This is a genomic window from Sulfurovum zhangzhouensis (assembly GCF_030347965.1).
Taxonomy (GTDB): domain Bacteria; phylum Campylobacterota; class Campylobacteria; order Campylobacterales; family Sulfurovaceae; genus Sulfurovum; species Sulfurovum zhangzhouensis.
The window spans coordinates 357084-376095 of the sequence record NZ_JAQIBD010000002.1; the positions used below are offsets into that span (position 1 = coordinate 357084).

Genomic DNA, 19012 nt, shown 5'->3' on the forward strand with positions numbered 1-19012 from the left:
GGAGCCAATGATGAAAAAACTGTTATGTTTGATCATCATCTCAGTTGCGCTCTGCAATTGTGATGCTGATGATTTAATTTTAGACGGTGTAAAGACAAAGTATACTGATGAAAATGGTAAAGAGGCTACGATCATTGTAAAACGTCAGTTAGATACCTCATGCCAAAAACTTCCAATCACGAACGAAACATTTTGGGAAAACGGATATGCGAATGATAATGTTCCTAATGCTTGTAAATCCACTTTTATAACCAGTGCAGGAAAAACGCTCTTTCCAATGATGCTCCATCCTAAAATAGAAACAGTTGCAGAACCAGAAGTGCTTGACTTCATCCAGTTTATGCAAAAAGATCCTACCATGCTTTTGATAGATACCCGTGGTGAAGAGTGGTATAACTATCGTACCATCCCAGGTGCTATCAATATCCACTATCTGTATATCATGGAAGCTGAAAACTTTCCTGCAGAATATAAAGAAGCACTTGCTATCTTGGGTATAAAAAGTGTAAATCACAGACTGGATTTTTCAGAGGCAAAAGACCTACTGCTCTTTTGCAACGGTGCCTGGTGCAGTCAGTCTCCAAAGATGATCAGAGCCTTGTTAAAGATGGGATATCCACCCGAAAAGATGAAATGGTATAGAGGAGGATTGGAGGATTGGCTAGGATTCAACATGACAACCACAAAAACCAAAAACAGTTTATGATTTTGGCTTGAAAAGTGTACCTTTATTGTGGATACCTTCTAATAGATATTCTTGTGCTGTTGTAAGATCAAAACCGCTGCATAGGAACATTTTACGCCCTTTAGAGATCAAAAAGTCAGCAGCTACCAGTTTCGTAACGATCCCGCCCGTAGCAAACTCATCATTCGGAGAGTGACTCGCTTGAAGTTCCTTCTGGGTAAGTCTATTCACCTCTTTTAAGATTTTTGCATCAGGATTGTCACTAGGATTACTGTCATAGTAACCATCAATATCACTGAGTATCACCAGCAAATCTGAATTGGTATGATGAGTTACACGAGCTGCAAGCTGATCATTATCCCCAAAAAGCTGATCTGGTGTACTGGAGATATCATTTTCATTGACTATCGGAAGAATACCGTTCACAAGAGACGTATTGATAATCTGTCTAAATATCTCCGTACGTTTTCTTGAATCGAAATCATCCTCAGTAAGCAATATCTGCGCAGTATCCACATCATAGATATCAAACTTTTTCTTATAAGAGCTCATCAATATCGGTTGTCCGACTGCAGCAAGGACTTTTTTACTTATTTGTTTTCTTTTATCAAGCTTCAATGCAGTATAGCCGGATGAAACTGCACCGGAACTGACAAGTACCACTTCATACTTTTTACGCAGTTGTACAATTAATGATACAAGGTTTAGCATACGTTCTTTTGCAATCTCACCTTGTTCTGTGAGCACAGAGCTTCCTACTTTTAATACAATTCGTTTCATTGATTTCATAATGACCTTTTGAGTCTTGGAGTAGGTCGATGATAACAAAATAACTTTAAGGCATGATTAGACGGTAAAAGAAGAGGGGTAATACAGGAAGATTTATCTCTTCCTGGAAAATAGATTATTCTACAATCATTCTTGCATTAAGTGGTTGGATAGGTCTGTTATTCGCATGGTGCATTGTATGTTTAAAATATTCAACTTGTGCTTTAGATACGGTTATTGGCATTTTAAGTACCATCCATCTTACACCTTCTGTACAAGGTGGTGTTGTCAATGAACCATTAAATCTATAGTAGTGTAGATCAGTCGGAAGTAGTGTTTTAGCAATATCTGCAAGCTTCAATTCACTCTTATCTCCACTCTTCTCAGGCATTTTTACCCATACTTTTGCAAGTTCCTTATTCTCTTCACCTTCTTCGAACATTAAAGCAAGTACAGCGATGTTACCCTCTTTATCCAAGTGAACAAAGTGTGCTTCAAGAGGATATTCTTTTCCATGTACGTGATTCTCACTTGGAGTATGGAAGTGGAACTGCTTGAGTTCAAACTCTATCCCATCGATTGTCAATGTACTCCCTGTAGCAAAGTTAAGTTGTATTGTATGTCCATTGTTCACTACATCCGTTGACTCAGCTCTATAATTGATACTCAATGGTTCAAGATGTGCTTCCATTGAACTTATCACATTAATCGGTGATTGATTCTTTCCTTGACTACACTCTTTATACTTTTCTGATAAGTGTCCCCAATCCGCAGGACCTTCATGACCTGTATATCCCCAATGTGTACCATCTGCCATTGCAGTAGCACTCAATGAAAGTATTGCAACAATGCTCATTGCGATATTTTTTATTTTCATACTTTTCCCTTAAAAAAATTAAGTTTCAATTTTAAAATATTATTATGGGGAAAAAGTTAAAAATATTTGTAGAAGTTCTAATATTTGGATTATTTTTCAAAAATTTTTATAAGTTAATTAAAAGCGATAAATTCAACTGATTTTAAAAATTAAAAAATTAGATTAAAAACATAACAGCAATCAGCATTCCCATAGGAATCATTGCCAGAAGATAAATCTTCTTTTGTGTTTTCAATGCTTTGAGACTTCCCCAAAAGAAAAGAGTGATAGACACAAAAAAGATTAATAGAAGTAATCCATTACTGATTTGCATCTTCCATTTCCTTTTTTGAGACCTCTTCTACCATCTTGATACTGTCAATGGCATTGACCAATATTTGTTTTGTAGACTTGAGCGGCTTCATACGCAGATTGGTCTGTTTTTTGTCCAAAGATTGATCGGAGATCACCTCCATTACCTCTTTTTCTAGCTCGGCAATGATCTCATTGATCTTGGATTCGATAAAAAAAACGTCCACTTAAATTCCTTTTTAGTGCACTATGCACTTTTCAATAAATAAATTGTCACGGTGAACGACCTTGAAAGCGAAGCGATTTGAGAGCCGTGACGCTTTTGGTTACTTTTCTAAAAAGTAACATACAACACTAGTTGTGACTTCAGACTTGATATCAAAGAAATCAATGTAAAAAATAACTTTATTTTGCTTTTGGCCTAAAGACTTTGATCACCTCTTCATTCGCTTCCATATACGCACCGCCGATAAGATCGATACAGTAAGGAACTGCCGGGAATACCGCATCCAGACACTCTCTGATCGACTTTGGTTTACCAGGAAGGTTGATGATAAGTGATCCGTCACAGATACCTGCAGTCTGTCGTGAAAGTATCGCTGTAGGTACATACTGCAGACTCACTGCTCTCATCTGCTCTCCAAATCCCGGTAGAAGCTTCTGACAAACATTTTCTGTCGCTTCAGTTGTCACATCCCTTGGAGCAGGTCCTGTACCACCTGTGGTCACGATGAGATCACAGTTTTGATCTCGTGCCAGCTCGATCAGCGTATTTTCGATCAGGTTTTGGTCATCAGGGATACATCTATACTCATATTCACACTCATTAAGTAGGTACTCTTTCATCGTATCCATGATCGCAACACCGGAGATATCTTCATAGATCCCCTGACTTGCTCTATCACTTGTAGTAACTACACCTATTTTGATCTTATCCATTTATATCACCTAAATAATTAATTTGAGGCATTATAGCGTAGAACTCTTTATTGATTTTTATTTTCCAGATTTAGTACAATAAAGAAAAAGGGACTGTATGTTCAAAGATCGAAAAGATGCCGGTAAAACACTAGTAGATAAACTACAACATTATAAAGATACCGATGCCTTGATCTTGGCAATCCCAAGAGGTGGTGTAGAACTTGGGTATGAAGTGGCTAAATCCCTGCACTGTGAACTCTCTATGCTTATCTGCCGAAAACTCCCCTATCCCCATAACCCTGAGAGCGGTTTTGGAGCAATTGCCGAGGATGGTTCGGTCTTTATCTATGAGGCTGCTACCGGAAATCTGAGTGATGAAGAGATCGAACATATCAAACAAGCCCAGCAACAAGAGATAAAAAGACGCATAGCGGTTTTAAGAGGAGGAAAACCTTTGCCCTCCCTCAAAGACCGTACCGTGATCCTGATCGATGACGGTATCGCTATGGGATCGACGATGCGTGCAGCCGTACAGATGTGCCGCAATATCGGCACAGCCAAGATCGTCATCGCCGTACCTGTAGCAGGAGCGAGAAGCATCAGTGAATTCTCCAAGATAGTCGATGAACTGATCGTACTGGAATCGCCAATAAACTTTCGTGCAGTTGCTCAAGTCTATGAGAACTGGTATGATGTGAGCGATGAAGAGGTGTTGGCACTGATGCGTCAGTTTGAAAAAAAGGAATGAGAGTTGAAAGAAAAAATATGAGTATAAAAAAAATTTTAAAATTATTATTAACAGTAATGGGTGCTTATTTTACTATGCTATTTATAGGACTAGCTCTTGTTTCAGGTATAGGATTAAGATGGTCGTCAACAGTCATAGAAATAAAAAATATTGATCAAAAAGAGTATCAAAGAATTCAAAAAGAAATAAAAAATTATGTTGAACAAAAGCTTTCTTGGAATTGTGAGGAACTAAAAGGATATGACACAAAACTTTCTTGCAAAAATAAAGATAACAATGGAAATATTTTCGTTAAAGATAAACCTGCAGACACCATTAAAGAAGAATTAGTTAACGTTGTTGTTGGATATAGTGAGTCTGAACAGTCATACTATGATGATTCATTGTATTTTACTAAACAACACGAGGCACTTCAAAAGCATATAATGCTAATTGCGTCTGGTTACATAAAGCGATACGGCAATGTTCAAGTTCTCTTTAATTCACCTAATAAAGAAAAAAAACTAGAAATATCAAACTAAACCTATCTTATCTCATATAATACTTTATCCTACTCTATGTAGGATCTTATCAAGTAACGAAGTACTAAGCACTCTCTTTAGATTCCCAAGCAGATAGGTTGCTTTGGTGATATAGTAGCGTGGTTTTGGCTTCTTGGCTGCGATGATCTCATATACAATTGAAGCCACGGCATCCGCTTCTAGTTTGAATGGTACTTTTTTCCCTTGCTCATTGATATTGGCTTCATACTTTTCTTTAAAACGTGAATGATCTATATCTATATTCTCCCCTAGTTTTTGCATTGCATTTTGGCGGAAGTTACTGCTAATAGGACCTGTGTTGAGTAGTGAGACATGGATATCCGTATCCATCAGTTCCAGCCTAAGAGTATCAGTGAGTCCTTCAATCGCATATTTGCTTGCATTGTATGCACCTCTTCCAAAAAGTGAGATTAGCCCAAGTACTGATGAGTGCTGGATGATCTTCCCATATCCCTGCTCTCTCATGACTTTTAGTACCTGAATGGTACATTCATGCAGACCAAATACGTTGGTCTCAAACTGTTCTCTGAGCAGTTCTGTACGAAGGTCTTCTACCGCACCCGGCTGACCAAAACCAGCGTTGTTGAACCATACATCGATCTTCCCTTCAAGTTCCACAACCTTGCTTATCACAGCAGAGATCTGCTCAGGCTTTGTCACATCAAGTACCATCGCATGCTCAAATCCTAGGGTTTTGAGATGTTCTACAGCTTTCTCATCTCTTGCAGTTGGATAGACAGAAATGTATCTCTCTTTAAGATAAAGTGCCGTCTCAAGACCTATGCCCGTACTACAACCTGTGATAACGATATTGGTCATTTACTCTCCTCCAAAGCTTTAATAAGCGGTACAACATCAACTTTTTTACCGCGAATATGTCTTTTGGCATATTCTACTATTTTCCCATGAAATCTGGCATAAACCGTTGCAAGATCCATCTCTTTACCATAAAGGGCCTCGATCTTATGGAAGTTTTCCTCTATCCCCTGCTGCATCCACTCTTGCAGGTCCATATAAGTGTCAAACTCATACCCGAGTGCACCCAAAAGCCTTTGTGTATAACTATCCACTACAAAAACCGCTCTATGACATGCATAGCATAAGATAGAGTCCGCACTCTCCATCCCTATGCCTTTTTGTGAAAGCAGCCATGTCCTGTCAACCTCGTTGACAAAAGTATCAAAAGAACCGAAATCATTGAGTATATTTTGACTAAGTAAGATAAGTCTTTGGGCTTTGGTATTGTAAAAGCCGCTTGGTTTGATAAGTGATGCTATATGTTGAATGTTTGATGTTGAGAGCGCTTCAAGGGTAAGTAAATTGGCTATTTTAAGCTGAGTAAGGGATTCTTCTACTTTTTCCCATTTGCTTTGTTGTGTCAGCAGTGCACCTACTGCTACCTCAAATGTTCCGCTACTAGGCCACCATAACGGGTCCCTGGTAGTTTGAAGATAGCCTAATTTTTTAAGTGCAACAAGTAAATCAGAGCTATCTTGCAAACATTCTCCCAACTAGTGAACTGTTTTCAAATAGTCTGCTACGATCTTTCCATGGTCAAATACCAGTTTATCTAAAGGAAGATCTATCAATGCATATAGACTTGCAACTTTAGCATCATCACCGCCTTTGGGCTCACCTGAAGCTTTAGCTACATAAACAACGGTTGCAGTATGAAAGCGGGGATCTCTCTCTGCTTCGGAGTAGATACCAAGTATCCTATCGATCTCTACATCCAATCCTGTCTCTTCTTTCATCTCACGTACCAGTGCCTGCTCAACCGTTTCGCCGATATCCACAAATCCGCCCGGCAATGCCAGTCCATAAGGCTCATGCTTACGCTCAATCAGTACAATTCCCTGAAAGATACCATCCTCATATACTTCAATAATACCGTCTATTGACAGATATGGGGTTTTTGGTGTGAATGACATGATTTATCCCTTTACTCTCATTATTTCAGAAGTATAACATATAAAATAGTGTTAATCTCATCTAAATTATTAATTTTCTTCATAATACATAAATAACAGTTTAGTAGTTACTTCCTCAACAAATGCCCTGCACCCTTGATTAAGTAAGTGACTGTCTTATCGGAAAAGAACTCAAATGCAGCATTCGCATCAATGATCTTATCCTCACTTCCAAAGAAGACCTCGATCGTCGTACCTCTCTTTAGAACCTCTTTAATCTTCTCGCTATCCCAGCGGTAAGAGAGCAATGCTTCAAGTTCTTCAGAAGTACCTGTATTGAGATATGCAGAGAGATCGACCTTTGATGGATAAGTGGCATTGGCAAGGAACTGTTTGATATAGGCTTCCTGACCGCTTTGGAAATAGCGTAACTGTGTACGGGTAAAGCTTGGTTTTTGGTTTTGGAAAAAAGCAGGAGAAAGAAGGATGATCCTGTCTACTCTTTGGGTTGTATTGTACACATACTCAAAGGCCTGCTGTGCCCCATAACTGAAGCCTGCTACACACAGATCGCTCTGGATCAGATAATCACTGAAAAACTGCTCTTCACCATGAAGAGAGAACCCGTTAAAATATCTCACGAAGTATCTCTCTACACTGATCTTGGTCAATGTTCTCATGCTCCAGAAGATATTCGGCAGTCTTTTTGAGTGCTTCATTGAGTGAGTTAAGAAGTTTAGTTACTTCTGCAACAGAGCTTTTCATAAGTTCTTCTTCTTGTGTAGGCGTGATAATAAAATTCTCATTCATCATATACTCATAGACTAGTTTATGTACCATGGCTTTTGCCTGTTTGATATCACTGCTGGCATTGGTAAACTGTTCTTTGAAATAGATCGAATTGGCAATACTTCCTGCTAGATACACCTTGATACGATTGAGCAGTTGTCCTTTTGAGAGTATTTCATGATCTTCTCTTAAGAGCATTGTATTGACCAGGCCTATTTTGTCAAACTCTATATCGAACCATGTAGCTACCAGCGCTTTTGCTGCCTGATAGACTGCCTGAATTTCACGTTCTCTATCGGTCAGGCTCATGATCTTTCGTTTACCTAACAATACCTTCTCTTTGACTGCTTCGAAATCTGTTGTTTCAATCGTTGAACGCTCGTTTCGCATTGCATAGATCGCTGCTTCATTGGTGAGAGTTGCAAGGGCTGCAGAGTTGAACCCTACAGTCATTCTGGCAACATGGGAAATATCAACATTGTGAGGCTTTTTGGCAAGGTAGAGTTCAAGTGTTTTTGCTCTCTCCTCAAGATCAGGCAATGAGATATGGATACGTCTGTCAAATCGCCCTGCTCTCAGCAATGCTTCATCCAGTACATCGATCTTGTTTGTCGCTCCTATAACGATCACACCGGAACTTTCCTCAAAACCATCCATCTCAGTAAGCAGCTGGTTGAGCGTAGCCTCTCTTTCATCATTACGTAATTCTCCACGGCTTTTACCGACTGCATCAATCTCATCAATGAAGACAATACTCGGTGCCATCTGCTTGGCCTTTTTGAAGAGTTCACTGACCCTTTTGGCTCCCATACCTACATAGATATGTACAAAAGATGCTCCGCTTTGATAAAAAAACGGTACTCCTGCTTCACCTGCAACAGCTTTAGAGATCAGTGTCTTACCCACTCCAGGAGGGCCGACCAACAGTACACCTTTGGGTAGACTGATATCAAGTGCCTTATACTTCTGCGGTGCCTTAAGAAAATCTATGATCTCCTCAAGTTCTTCTTTCACCGCACTGATCCCCGCTACATCAGAAAATCTTACATTCGAAGTGATCGCCTGAATAGGCTCGGTTTTAAGTGTTTCATCCTCTGTTTGCAAATTCACTTTCAACTGCTTGAGCTGTTGTGCTCTGCTCTCTCGGATCATCTTAAACAGAAGAATAAATGCTCCAAATATAATGAAAAGTGTAAAAATATCATAGAGGTATTCATTGCCCTCTTTCACCTCTACAGGATATTTGGTAAAGAAACTGTTTTTGTTGATCGCCCCTTGATAAACCTTATACTCACTATCTTCAGTCTTGATACGGATATATTCACCATCAACAATCAGCTTTTTAATCTTATCTTGAGTGAAAAGTGCATTTGCCTGTTTATGTGTGATCACAGTGGCACTGTCACGCAGTATGGTAAAAGCCAATAAAAGACTTAGTACTATAAGAAGCGATACTATGATCTTAAGATGCTTGGTTGCTTTAAAGTGATGCTTTATTGCCTTCACTGCTCACCTCTATATCATTTAACAATACCCAGTTGGAGCTCAAATCCTCATCACTTGTGACAGAAATACGATTGAAATATTGATCAAATCCCTGATAAACTCCATCTTTTCCGCTCTCTAAAAGTACCTCAAGGTTACTTGTATGCTCACGTCTGAAAAGATAATTTTTAGCCTTGATGATCTCTGTCAGCTCTTTGTGTCTTGCTTTTGCGATATCACCTTTCACTTCAGGTTTCATTGTCGCAGAAGGTGTATTATCACGTTTGGAATAGGTAAAGGCATGGACATGCGTTAAAGGAAGCTCTTTGACCCTGCTGATCGCTTCAGTCCATGCAGCCTCATCTTCACCGGGGTGACCCACGATATAGTCTGTACCCAATGCATACCCTTTCTCTGCGATCTCTTGAAAAAGTTTGATATCACTCTCAAAACGGTTACGTCTGTTCATAAGCTCCAACATCTTATCACTGGTGTGCTGTAGGGCAATATGCAGGTGTTTTGCCATCCAGGGTTCCGTAAGCAGCTCTTTAAACTCATCATCGATCTGGATAGGCTCCAAACTACCGATACGGATACGTCTTACACCACGAACATTCGAGAGTTTTTTAAGCAACTGGGCCATCGATGAGCCCTGATCCTGACCGTAACTTCCCACATTGGTTCCAGTCAAGATAAACTCACCAAAACCGTTACCTGCCAATCTGGTTACCTGCTCGATAATATCTGATTCCTTGTGACTTCTTGCATCTCCTCTGACGGCCGGGATGATACAGTACGAACATCTAAAATCACATCCTTCCTGGATCTTGATAAATGCCCTGCTCTTACCGACAAACTCCTCTACAATTGTAGAATCAATATGGGAAAGATCACCGATCTGATAGAAAGGCTGTTCTTGTTTAAGTATCTCATTGATCTTCTCTTTCTCGGAGTGTCCCATTACCCCATGTACTTTTTTATCCGCAAAAAGTGCTTCACCTTTAGAGTGTGCACCACATCCGGCAAGGATTACTTTTACAGACGGATTTTTACGTTTCATGGTAGAGATGTAGTTTCGTACAGAAGAGTCTGCACCGTTGGTTACGGTACAGGAATTAACTATAACGATATCGGCATTTTTCTCATCCATACTAATCTCATAATCTTTTAATTTTGAGATCATAATCTGTGTATCAAACTGGTTGGTACGGCATCCGAACGTTTTAAAAAAAACTTTTTGCATTTACACTATATCCTTTGAAGGTGCTTCTATCTGAGGTTTTCGTACATCTTTGTCCACATAGATAGACTGTGTAGGGAATGCCAGGTTGATATCCTCTTCTTCATGCAGCCTTGCAATGATCTCTGCAGAGATCGTACTTCTCAAGGTCAATGTCGCATAAGAGTTAGTGAGATACCATACACTGATTTTCATCCCGTAAGTGTCGATCAGCGTAAAGATACGCGGTTCAACATTGGTATTCTTCATGTGGTACTGACTTCTCAGTTTGTTGAGCTGTTTTCTTGTAATATCGGTATACCCTTTAGAGTATTTTTTGGCAATCTCTTTAGAGATAGAAGCAGCTTTTTTGAAATTGGAATCAAAAGTTACCACAAAATCGATCCCATCCCATACCGTTTTAAGTCCTGCATGTGCATAGTTGGAGATCATATCCGTAAAAATAAAGTTGTTAGGGATAAACACGATACGACCTGCTCTTCTGTTTGTCATCTCTGTTGTCAATGTAACATCTTCATGCATTGTCATACGCAGCATGGAGATATCAACGATATCCCCGACATACTCCGTGTTGCCGCGCACGAACTTCACACGGTCACCAACATGGATTGCACCACCGATCACGATCACAAACCATCCCATTACAGACATGAACCAGTCTTTCATCGCAATCGCAATACCTGCCGATGCAAAACCGAGGATCGTAACAAGGTAACTCACGTTTTGGATATAGGCAAAAAGCAGCGTAAAGATCACAAATATAATAAAAGTAAGGTTCAGTGCTTTGTTGATCGTATAGTATCTATCCATGTCAGACATATAACGTTTGACAATATATTTTGCCAAAATCAACAACACAAGGAAAAAGAGGACCAATCCCCCGATATACGCGGTTTTCTTACTCTCTTCAGCAATCTGTTGTTTGAGGTTCAGTGTGATCTCATCAACCTTTTTGCTATATACATTCTGCGTTGTCTTAAAGATATCCAACACTGAAGCAAAGGTCATGATCTCCTCTTTGATCTCAAGCAGAACTTTCTGCTGCTGCTTATCCTTGCCTGAAAGCTCATACAGCTCTTGAATGATCTTCTCTTTTTCACGAAGCTTTGCGATAACATCTTCCAGTGTTTGATAACGTAAAAGGTACTCATCCTGATCAGAAATAAGCTTCTCTCTATAGGAAATCGCACCGATGATCGCAAATGGGTTACCTACAGTCGGTACCTCATCGATCTTTGGAGGCTCAAGATACTTTTTGAATGGATCTTTTTCATATTCGCTTAATAGTTCCAGTTTACCTTTGAGTGTTTCACTCTCAAGCATTAATGCATTCAAACGCTCCTGCTGTGCTTGTGTCAACCTCTTTTTGACTCTAAGAGCATCAATACTTTTTTGGATCATGTCATACTGTTTTTGCAGTACTTTTAGGGTAGCATAGTTACTGTATATCTTTGCCAGAACGCTTTTTTCTAAAATCTCTTTATCAATAGCATCAGCCTGTGACTGCAACTGTTCCACTCGTGAAACGATGTGCTGTTGCAAATTTTGTGACTCTTGTGGATTTGATGCGTTGGTATCAGTCGTATTTCCATCGGTTACAGGTGCAGCAAATGCAAGGTTTACTGCAACAAGTAAAGAGACAAACAGCCTTCGTATCATTGATCTGCTCCAAAATGTTTCAATACTTTTTTGACGATCATTTCATCAATATCATTCACAATTTTGTGATTGCCCATACCCTCAGGCAAGATAAATTTGATACTTCCTTTTGCACTCTTTTTATCCAAAAAGAAATGATCATAAAATGCGTCAACATTTTTGATCTCATAGCTTACAGGCAAAGAAGCTGATTCAAGCAATCTTTTAACGCGGTCTGCCTCTTCCTGCTCAAAAAGTCCGAGCTCTACTGCCAATGCATTGGCCATCACCATACCGATCGCAACGGCTTCACCGTGTAGATATGTATTATAGTTCGTCTCATTTTCGATCACATGCCCAAAAGTATGTCCATAGTTAAGAACCGCTCTGATACCTGCTTCCTTCTCATCTTGGTTAACAACCCATGCTTTAAGCTCTACGCTGCGTCTGATCATCTCTTTGAGTACCGCTTCATCATGAAAGTCGGCATTCCCCAGGAAATTAAAGAACTCAGCATCAAACATCACCGCCATTTTAACGATCTCAGCTACACCAGCAGCAAATTCCCGTGGTGGCAGTGTCTCTAAGAATTCCGGATTAATATATACCGCTTTTGGCTGGTAAAAGGCACCGATAAGATTTTTTCCATACTTGTTGTTCACTCCTGTTTTACCGCCGACACTAGCATCAACCTGGCTTAACAATGTCGTAGGTACCTGAATGAAATCTATCCCCCTCTGATAGAGACTTGCCGTAAAACCGGTCATATCTCCGATCACTCCTCCGCCAAACGCAATCAACAATGACTTTCTATCAAATTTGTGTTCAAAGAGCTCATTAAGAATATTCTCTACGGTCTCAAGTGTTTTATACTCCTCACCGTCAGGAACAGTAATGACATGTACTTTCGGTGCATCTATTTTCGACAAAAGGGTCTCAAGGTGTAATGCCGAGACTGTAGGATTTGTAACGATCCCCACCTTTGTATCAAATGTGAGTTTAGGAAGTTTATCGATAAGAATATCATAGGAGATATCTTGCGTATTCTCCAGTTTGATAGGAACGATCATAAATAAGGCCTTGTTGATAACGTTATAATTTGCTTTATTTTATCTTATTTGTGGTTAAAATCGCTTTTTAGCCCATGATTATTGATCGTTTATAGCATATGGTACAAGAAGTTTCGGATGTGTTTGGGTGATCAATAGAAAGTCCTGTATTTTTGTAGAAATATACTTTACAAAATTATTGGCATTGAGATTCTCTTCAAACGGTGCGATCTGAAGAAGATCTTGCCTTTTTTCAAGCTCTCGTACCGGGTTAGCTATCTTTTGTACGATATTGATCTCGGTATTCAGAATCTGAGTAAGGTTCTCATAATGCTCAATGATCATCTTTTTACTTGTAAAATCACCCTCAGGGTCAAAATCACATAAACAGAGCTTCAACTTCAAGAGTTCTGAGATTTCAAATGCACTTGATGAAATGGACTCCATCTGTTCCTTTTCTCCCATTAATACTACTGATTCTTTGACGTTATAAAGCGGTTCATCCCCGAATAGATAGACGATTTTTCTAAGATCATACAGTAATCCTTTGAGTTTGTCATTCTCAAAACGATCTATAGAGTTCAATACCAAACCAATATCATTTTTATGAATATCATACTCAATGGTATGTTGATACTGCGTCACATCATAACATACCAGAATCGTGACATTTTCAGACTCATATTCCCTGATCTGATTAAGCAGTTCAAAATCACCGTGATTAAGTATACGTACAAATAACTGTTTACGCTCAAGCTGTTGGAGGAGATAGATACTCTCTTTGAGATAGATCATCGCATTCTCTCTATCCAATGCAAAATCCAGTATCAAGTAGAGGTTTTTCCCAAAAGGTTCAGGGAACAATCCTCTACGTTTATTGATCGTTTTATAGACACCGTTGAGTACAATCGGCTTACCAAGAACCAACAGTGTATCATCCGGCCGTATCATAGTGGCATGGGTAGGGATGATCTGTTTTTCGTTACGATAAATAGCCACGATCTTCCATTTACGCTGTACGATAGAACCGACATGGCGATAAGCAAAAGAACTACCGAACGGTACATGAATCTCCATGATCTCACCCTGACCGACACCCACGTTTTGCGCTACAACGGGAACGTTTGGAAGATGATCATAAAGGTGAGCTGCCAAAAGGTTGTCACTATCGATGACCGTAACATGTTCCAGTTTGAAATTGATCTTTTGATCTCCCCATTGATGCAATAAGATCACTCTCATCTTGTTATCTATCATATGAATATTTTCAAGTGCATATTGCGCATCCTGCATATTTTGCAACACAATAAAAACGATACTGAAACGTACTTCGTGCATCACTGTATTAAGACGCGCATAACTGGTTGGATCGATCTTTAATACAGTAATATTCTGTCCCATTTTATCAGGAGTGACATCACTTTGGTAACAGGTCACATAATAGTTATTTTCAGCTACACGCTTTTTACTGATCCAGTCTACAAAGTTCTTTGCAACACTACCATCAGCCAATATCAGTACATTCTTCATTAATCACTTTCTAAAATTGGGTACAATTACACAACTGTTTTCAGGCAAAGCCTGGACTTCATGGATTAAAACCATTGAGAAGTCATTTTGAAGGGATAATTATAACACAATGCAATTTCAGATAGATAAAACTGACGGCAAGGCCAGAGCGTGCACGATCACGACTGCTCACTCTACGATTCAGACACCGGTATTTATGCCTGTAGGTACCGTAGGAGCGGTCAAAGCACTTGATGCGGTTGACCTGCAGACATTCATTAAACCGGAGATCATTCTGGGTAATACCTACCATCTATACCTTCGTCCGGGAGATGATGTTGTTGCAAAAATGGGTAATCTACACGGTTTTACCAAATTTCCTAAAAGTTTTCTCACAGATAGCGGCGGATTCCAAGCATTTTCACTTTCAGACAATGTCAAGATCGATGAAGAGGGTATCCACTTTAAAAGCCACATCGATGGGAGTAAACACTACTTTACACCTAAAAAGGTAATCGACATTCAAAACAATCTTGGTTCAGACATCATGATGATCCTAGATGACCTTGTTGCCCTTCCTGCGACACAAGAGCGTATCAAAGCGAGTATCGAACGTACCACAAGATGGGCCGAAGAGTCTATCAACTACCATAGAGAAAACCAGAAAAAAGGTATCGGAGTAGACCAGAACATCTTTGCGATCATCCAGGGAGGTACAGACAAAGCCTTCCGTGAAAAATCGGCCAAAGAACTCTGTGCTTTAGACTTTGACGGTTTTGCGATCGGTGGGCTCAGTGTCGGTGAAGCTAACCAGGACATGTATGATACAGTAGAATGGACCACACAATTCATGCCTGAAGACAAACCACGCTACCTGATGGGTGTGGGAACACCTGAAGACCTTGTAGAAAACGTCTACAGAGGTGTTGACATGTTCGACTGTGTGATGCCTACGCGTAATGCACGTAACGGTACGCTCTTTACCTCATTTGGTAAGATGCATATCAAAAATGCTGCCTATACTACCGATGAGAATCCGATCGATCCTGAGTGTGGTTGTATGGTCTGTCAGAACTACTCACGCTCCTACATGAGACACCTTTTCAGAGCCCATGAGATCACTTATTTGAGACTCTCGACGATACATAACCTCTACTACTACCTTGATCTGATGAAACAGATGAGAGAGGCGATCTCAGAGGGAAAATTTGAGGAGTTCAGAAAAGAGTTTTATGCGAAGAGAGGCGTGGAAATCGAGTAACGATCTCACTGATTCATTCGTTCCTCACTAGAAAATGAAAACCTTATAAAAGATATAACTTTATAAGGTTTTCCCACCCTCTCCTGCACTAGCCGCCGCACCCTCCAGATGCCTGCTTATCCTTGCGATATGTGTACTTACACGATCTAGCCATTTCATCGCATCCAGTGCTTTTCCACCTTCGATGATGTCTACCGTACCATCCGCGATCAGTTCAGTGAGAGTATCTCTAGAGTGAGAAGCATATTTTTTGATCTTTCTGGCATTTTTTTTCGCATACTGTTCAGCTTTTTCATAGTCACCGTCATCCAAAAACTTCAACACTTCTCCGGTTAAGTCACACAGCATCTCAAATCCTTCTTTGGAGTATTGTGCACTGATGAGATACTCTATACTCTCCACATCTTCCTGACATCTGTCTACCAATCGCTGCAGATGATCGCTAATATGAATCACATCGATCAACCTTTTCCAATTGATATCCTTATTTTGTGAGAGATTGATCCTATCGATAAAGCGTTCTATCTCTTCAATCCTCACCTCCATCTTTTCTAGGTCTATCTTTTCAGCCTCTTTTCTTCTTCCCAGCCTGTAGTGCATATAGAGTAAAACTGTTCTCCACTCATCTTGAAGGTATTTTTGTATCAAGCTGAGTGCTACTGGAATGTCTTCCAAAAGTGCATCATCAAACCTGTAATGCTCTATCGTCCCCTTACTTGGGATAATACGCTCCATCATTGAGGCAAAACCTCTGGTTAAAGGAACTACTATGAAAACACCTAACGTATTGAAAAAAGTATGGAATCCTACTAGTGCCAGTTCGGCATGTGTATTTAGGACATTGGGAAAGAGTGTTGAGACAGCTGCCATGTAAGGGGTGATAAGCAGCAAGGCTCCTGCGCCGGTAAAAAAGTTATAGATTACATGCGAAAGACCCGTCCGTTTCACTTCCACAGAACCGCCTACCGATGCCATCACTGCAGTGAAGGTCGTACCGACATCCATACCGATAATCAATGCCGCTGCCTGATCAAACTCTATCAACCCACTATAAAGTAGTGTAAGCGTCGCAGCAACTCCTGCACTTGATGACTGGGTGATCACAGTCACGATGATCCCCATTACTAATAACTGTATATATCCGATAAAACTGCCCTCGGGAAGGTATCTTTGAAGTAAGACACTCTGCATCCCCGACATGGCCTCCTGCATCCACTCTATGCCCACAAAGATCAATCCAAACCCGGCAATTGCATATCCTACAGCGGCCAGTTTATCCCGAAAAAAGAGTTTCAGTATCGCACCCAGCAGAATAAAAGGAAGGATCACGGTCCCCAGTTTCAGATCGAGTCCAAGGAGTGCCACCATCCACCCGGTGATGGTCGTACCTATATTGGCTCCAAAAATGATCCCTAAAGCTTCAGGAAAAGCAAGCAACCCTGCTCCCACAAAGCCAACTGCTGCCACCGTTGTAGCACTTGAAGATTGTAAGATCGCTGTGGTTATCGTACCAGTTATTGCACCACTTGTAGGTGTCTTTGTAAACTGCATCAACGCTTTACGTATACGATCACCAGCTAATGCGCGTAACCCTTCCGTCATAATGATCATACCGATCATAAAAATACCGATTCCACCCAGCACCTGAGATACGCTCAAAATGGTATCTATACTCACCTGCAGCTCCTTGACAACACTACAAACATATTATCTATATCATACCATAGTTGTTTCCAAACTATGGTAGAATAGAGGATATAAAAAGGAGTGTCGAATGGCTGAGCTTGAGATAGAACGTAAGTTTCTGCTTTTGCCCTGCAGAGCAAAAAAGTTACTGAACTTTTATAAGATTCCTTATGAAAAAGTGCGCCTTGAACAGTACTATGTTTCGACTCCTGCTTCTCCATATACACGTTACCGTAAAAAGGGTGATACCTACTATCAAACGATCAAAACCGGTGAAGGAATGGTGCGTGAAGAAAAAGAGTTCGAGGTCTCCCAAAAAGAGTACGAAGAACATAGATCACATGCCCTTGGCCGTATCATCACTAAAGACCGCTATACTTTTTTGTATCAAGACAATACCTATGAGTTGGATATCTTCAAAGGTTCTTTAAAAGGCTTATGTTATCTTGAAATAGAGTTTTCAGATAAGCAGAGTGCAGATGATTATCAATTACCCGAAATTTTTGGGCAACTTTTGGTTAGGGAAGTTACTTTCGATAACGCCTTTAACAATTCGGCTTTAAGTAACTCAGATACGTTTCCTACCCCTAAGATTAAGCATCCCTATATAGATAAACAAAAAGGGCTTTACCAAATCACACCGTTCCTGCCGACACATCATGCGATCGATACAATGATCTATCAGCTTACATACGAGATCAAACAGTACCAAACAGCACTTCAAAATGATGCCAAAGACATAGAAGCACTCCATCAGTTTCGTATCCACGTAAGAAAACTTCGTGCACTGCTGCAAGAATTTAAACCCTTCTTTGATCCCCAATGGATGAAAGTACATAAAAAAGTACTTGCAAAGTTCATGGAACAGACCAATGCAAAACGTGACAATGATGTGGCATTGGCCGATATCGATACTTTTGAAAATAAACTCAGTCCCAAAAATAAAAAATCTTTGGAAAAATTGAAAAAATCCCTACAAAAAAAAGAAGAGAAACTTGAAACAAAACTCAGCACATTTATGAGTGGTGAACCCCTTTCAAATGAGTTACTGAAACTAAGCCAAAACTCTATCATCCACAATTTCTATCAAGAGTCTGCAAATCAACCTTTGATTCTTGTCGCCATCAGCATCATCAATCAAAGAATTCAAGATATCATCACAGAGGGTAAAAATCTCAAAGAGAAGTCCAACAAACTGGCTTACCATAAACTCCGTATACAGTTCAAAAAACTTAGATATCTTTTTGAACTGCTTTCTCCGATCATCCCCCAAGATAAACTGGATGATGCACTAAGCCACCTGAAAAAGCTCCAAACTATTCTAGGTGAGATCAATGACCTGCAAGTACAGAAAAAAGAGCTGAAATCATTTTGCAGAAACTGTAAAAATCAAAAACAAAAGTCACTCAAAGCACTGAGAAAAAAAATGAAAAACAAAGAACAGAAGAAACTTGCTTCCTTTGACAAAGTATTTGATACCTTTAAAAAGGAAAAGTCACTTTATCAAAAATTGCTTTTTCTTTAACGGCAACATTTCGATAATTCACATATGACAATTTTATTTACTACACACTCAGATAACAATAAAAGGATATCATATTAATAATCATCAT

The 19012-nt window shown here is 39.8% G+C and carries 20 protein-coding genes; 5 read left to right on the forward strand and 15 right to left on the reverse strand.

Features of this window, described 5'->3' with window-relative positions:
* Positions 1–10 precede the first annotated feature (10 nt).
* On the forward strand, positions 11–706 hold the full coding sequence (locus tag PGH07_RS06990; RefSeq protein ID WP_289413644.1) for a rhodanese-like domain-containing protein: 696 nt from the start codon (positions 11–13) through the stop codon (positions 704–706).
* On the opposite strand, the gene proB is transcribed toward PGH07_RS06990, so the two are convergent.
* From proB to mog, 5 genes are all read right to left on the reverse strand, one after another.
* Entirely contained in the window at positions 701–1465 is a 765-nt protein-coding gene (gene proB / locus PGH07_RS06995; protein WP_289413646.1) for a glutamate 5-kinase, read from the reverse strand. The genes PGH07_RS06990 and proB overlap by 6 nt on opposite strands.
* Before the next feature lie 124 nt (positions 1466–1589).
* A complete protein-coding gene (locus tag PGH07_RS07000) occupies positions 1590–2330 on the reverse strand; it encodes a carbonic anhydrase (protein ID WP_289413648.1) in 741 nt (246 codons plus the stop codon).
* Between the two features lie 157 nt (positions 2331–2487).
* A complete protein-coding gene (locus tag PGH07_RS07005) occupies positions 2488–2643 on the reverse strand; it encodes a hypothetical protein (RefSeq protein ID WP_289413649.1) in 156 nt (51 codons plus the stop codon).
* Positions 2630–2848 (reverse strand): hypothetical protein, encoded by a 219-nt coding sequence (locus PGH07_RS07010; RefSeq protein ID WP_289413651.1) that lies wholly within the window; start codon positions 2846–2848, stop codon positions 2630–2632. The genes PGH07_RS07005 and PGH07_RS07010 overlap by 14 nt, the downstream gene beginning before the upstream one ends.
* A gap of 178 nt (positions 2849–3026) precedes the next feature.
* Positions 3027–3560, reverse strand: a complete 534-nt coding sequence (gene mog / locus PGH07_RS07015) for a molybdopterin adenylyltransferase (RefSeq protein WP_289413652.1) — start codon at positions 3558–3560, stop codon at positions 3027–3029.
* A 97-nt stretch (positions 3561–3657) separates the two neighbouring features.
* Between mog and PGH07_RS07020 the strand changes: the two genes are divergently transcribed.
* Together PGH07_RS07020 and PGH07_RS07025 are read left to right on the forward strand one after the other, a co-directional pair.
* Positions 3658–4290 (forward strand): phosphoribosyltransferase, encoded by a 633-nt coding sequence (locus PGH07_RS07020; RefSeq protein ID WP_289413653.1) that lies wholly within the window; start codon positions 3658–3660, stop codon positions 4288–4290.
* 17 nt (positions 4291–4307) lie between these two features.
* Positions 4308–4811, forward strand: a complete 504-nt coding sequence (locus PGH07_RS07025; RefSeq protein WP_289413654.1) for a hypothetical protein — start codon at positions 4308–4310, stop codon at positions 4809–4811.
* A gap of 24 nt (positions 4812–4835) precedes the next feature.
* On the opposite strand, the gene PGH07_RS07030 is transcribed toward PGH07_RS07025, so the two are convergent.
* The 9 genes from PGH07_RS07030 to PGH07_RS07070 form a co-directional block, all read right to left on the reverse strand.
* A complete protein-coding gene (locus PGH07_RS07030) occupies positions 4836–5651 on the reverse strand; it encodes an SDR family NAD(P)-dependent oxidoreductase (protein ID WP_289413655.1) in 816 nt (271 codons plus the stop codon).
* A complete protein-coding gene (locus PGH07_RS07035; protein WP_289413656.1) occupies positions 5648–6331 on the reverse strand; it encodes a 3-methyladenine DNA glycosylase in 684 nt (227 codons plus the stop codon). Before PGH07_RS07035 ends, PGH07_RS07030 begins: the two co-directional genes overlap by 4 nt.
* Positions 6332–6343: 12 nt before the next feature.
* Positions 6344–6763 carry an NUDIX domain-containing protein gene (locus PGH07_RS07040; RefSeq protein ID WP_289413657.1) on the reverse strand — a complete coding sequence of 140 codons (420 nt, stop codon included), beginning with the start codon at positions 6761–6763 and terminating at the stop codon, positions 6344–6346.
* A 107-nt stretch (positions 6764–6870) separates the two neighbouring features.
* Positions 6871–7383, reverse strand: a complete 513-nt coding sequence (bioV, locus tag PGH07_RS07045; RefSeq protein ID WP_289413659.1) for a pimelyl-ACP methyl ester esterase BioV — start codon at positions 7381–7383, stop codon at positions 6871–6873.
* Positions 7370–9037, reverse strand: coding sequence for an AAA family ATPase (locus PGH07_RS07050; protein WP_289413660.1), 1668 nt, complete (start codon positions 9035–9037; stop codon positions 7370–7372). The genes bioV and PGH07_RS07050 overlap by 14 nt, the downstream gene beginning before the upstream one ends.
* Positions 9012–10259, reverse strand: a complete 1248-nt coding sequence (gene mtaB / locus PGH07_RS07055; RefSeq protein ID WP_289413662.1) for a tRNA (N(6)-L-threonylcarbamoyladenosine(37)-C(2))-methylthiotransferase MtaB — start codon at positions 10257–10259, stop codon at positions 9012–9014. The genes PGH07_RS07050 and mtaB overlap by 26 nt, the downstream gene beginning before the upstream one ends.
* Positions 10260–11915 (reverse strand): mechanosensitive ion channel domain-containing protein, encoded by a 1656-nt coding sequence (locus PGH07_RS07060; protein ID WP_289413664.1) that lies wholly within the window; start codon positions 11913–11915, stop codon positions 10260–10262.
* Positions 11912–12964 (reverse strand): 3-dehydroquinate synthase, encoded by a 1053-nt coding sequence (aroB, locus tag PGH07_RS07065; protein ID WP_289413665.1) that lies wholly within the window; start codon positions 12962–12964, stop codon positions 11912–11914. Before aroB ends, PGH07_RS07060 begins: the two co-directional genes overlap by 4 nt.
* 78 nt (positions 12965–13042) lie before the next feature.
* A complete protein-coding gene (locus PGH07_RS07070) occupies positions 13043–14473 on the reverse strand; it encodes a COG3400 family protein (protein ID WP_289413666.1) in 1431 nt (476 codons plus the stop codon).
* Positions 14474–14582: 109 nt separating this feature from the next.
* Here PGH07_RS07070 and tgt point away from each other — a divergent pair, with 109 nt between their 5' ends.
* Positions 14583–15713: a tRNA guanosine(34) transglycosylase Tgt gene (gene tgt, locus PGH07_RS07075; RefSeq protein ID WP_289413667.1), complete on the forward strand. Its 1131-nt coding sequence runs from the start codon at positions 14583–14585 to the stop codon at positions 15711–15713.
* A 60-nt stretch (positions 15714–15773) separates the two neighbouring features.
* Here the strand turns inward: tgt and PGH07_RS07080 are convergent, their stop codons facing one another.
* Entirely contained in the window at positions 15774–17390 is a 1617-nt protein-coding gene (locus tag PGH07_RS07080; protein ID WP_289413668.1) for a Na/Pi cotransporter family protein, read from the reverse strand.
* A 97-nt stretch (positions 17391–17487) separates the two neighbouring features.
* On the opposite strand from PGH07_RS07080, the gene PGH07_RS07085 reads away from it, so the two are divergent.
* A complete protein-coding gene (locus tag PGH07_RS07085; protein WP_289413669.1) occupies positions 17488–18924 on the forward strand; it encodes a CYTH and CHAD domain-containing protein in 1437 nt (478 codons plus the stop codon).
* Positions 18925–19012: the final 88 nt, after the last annotated feature.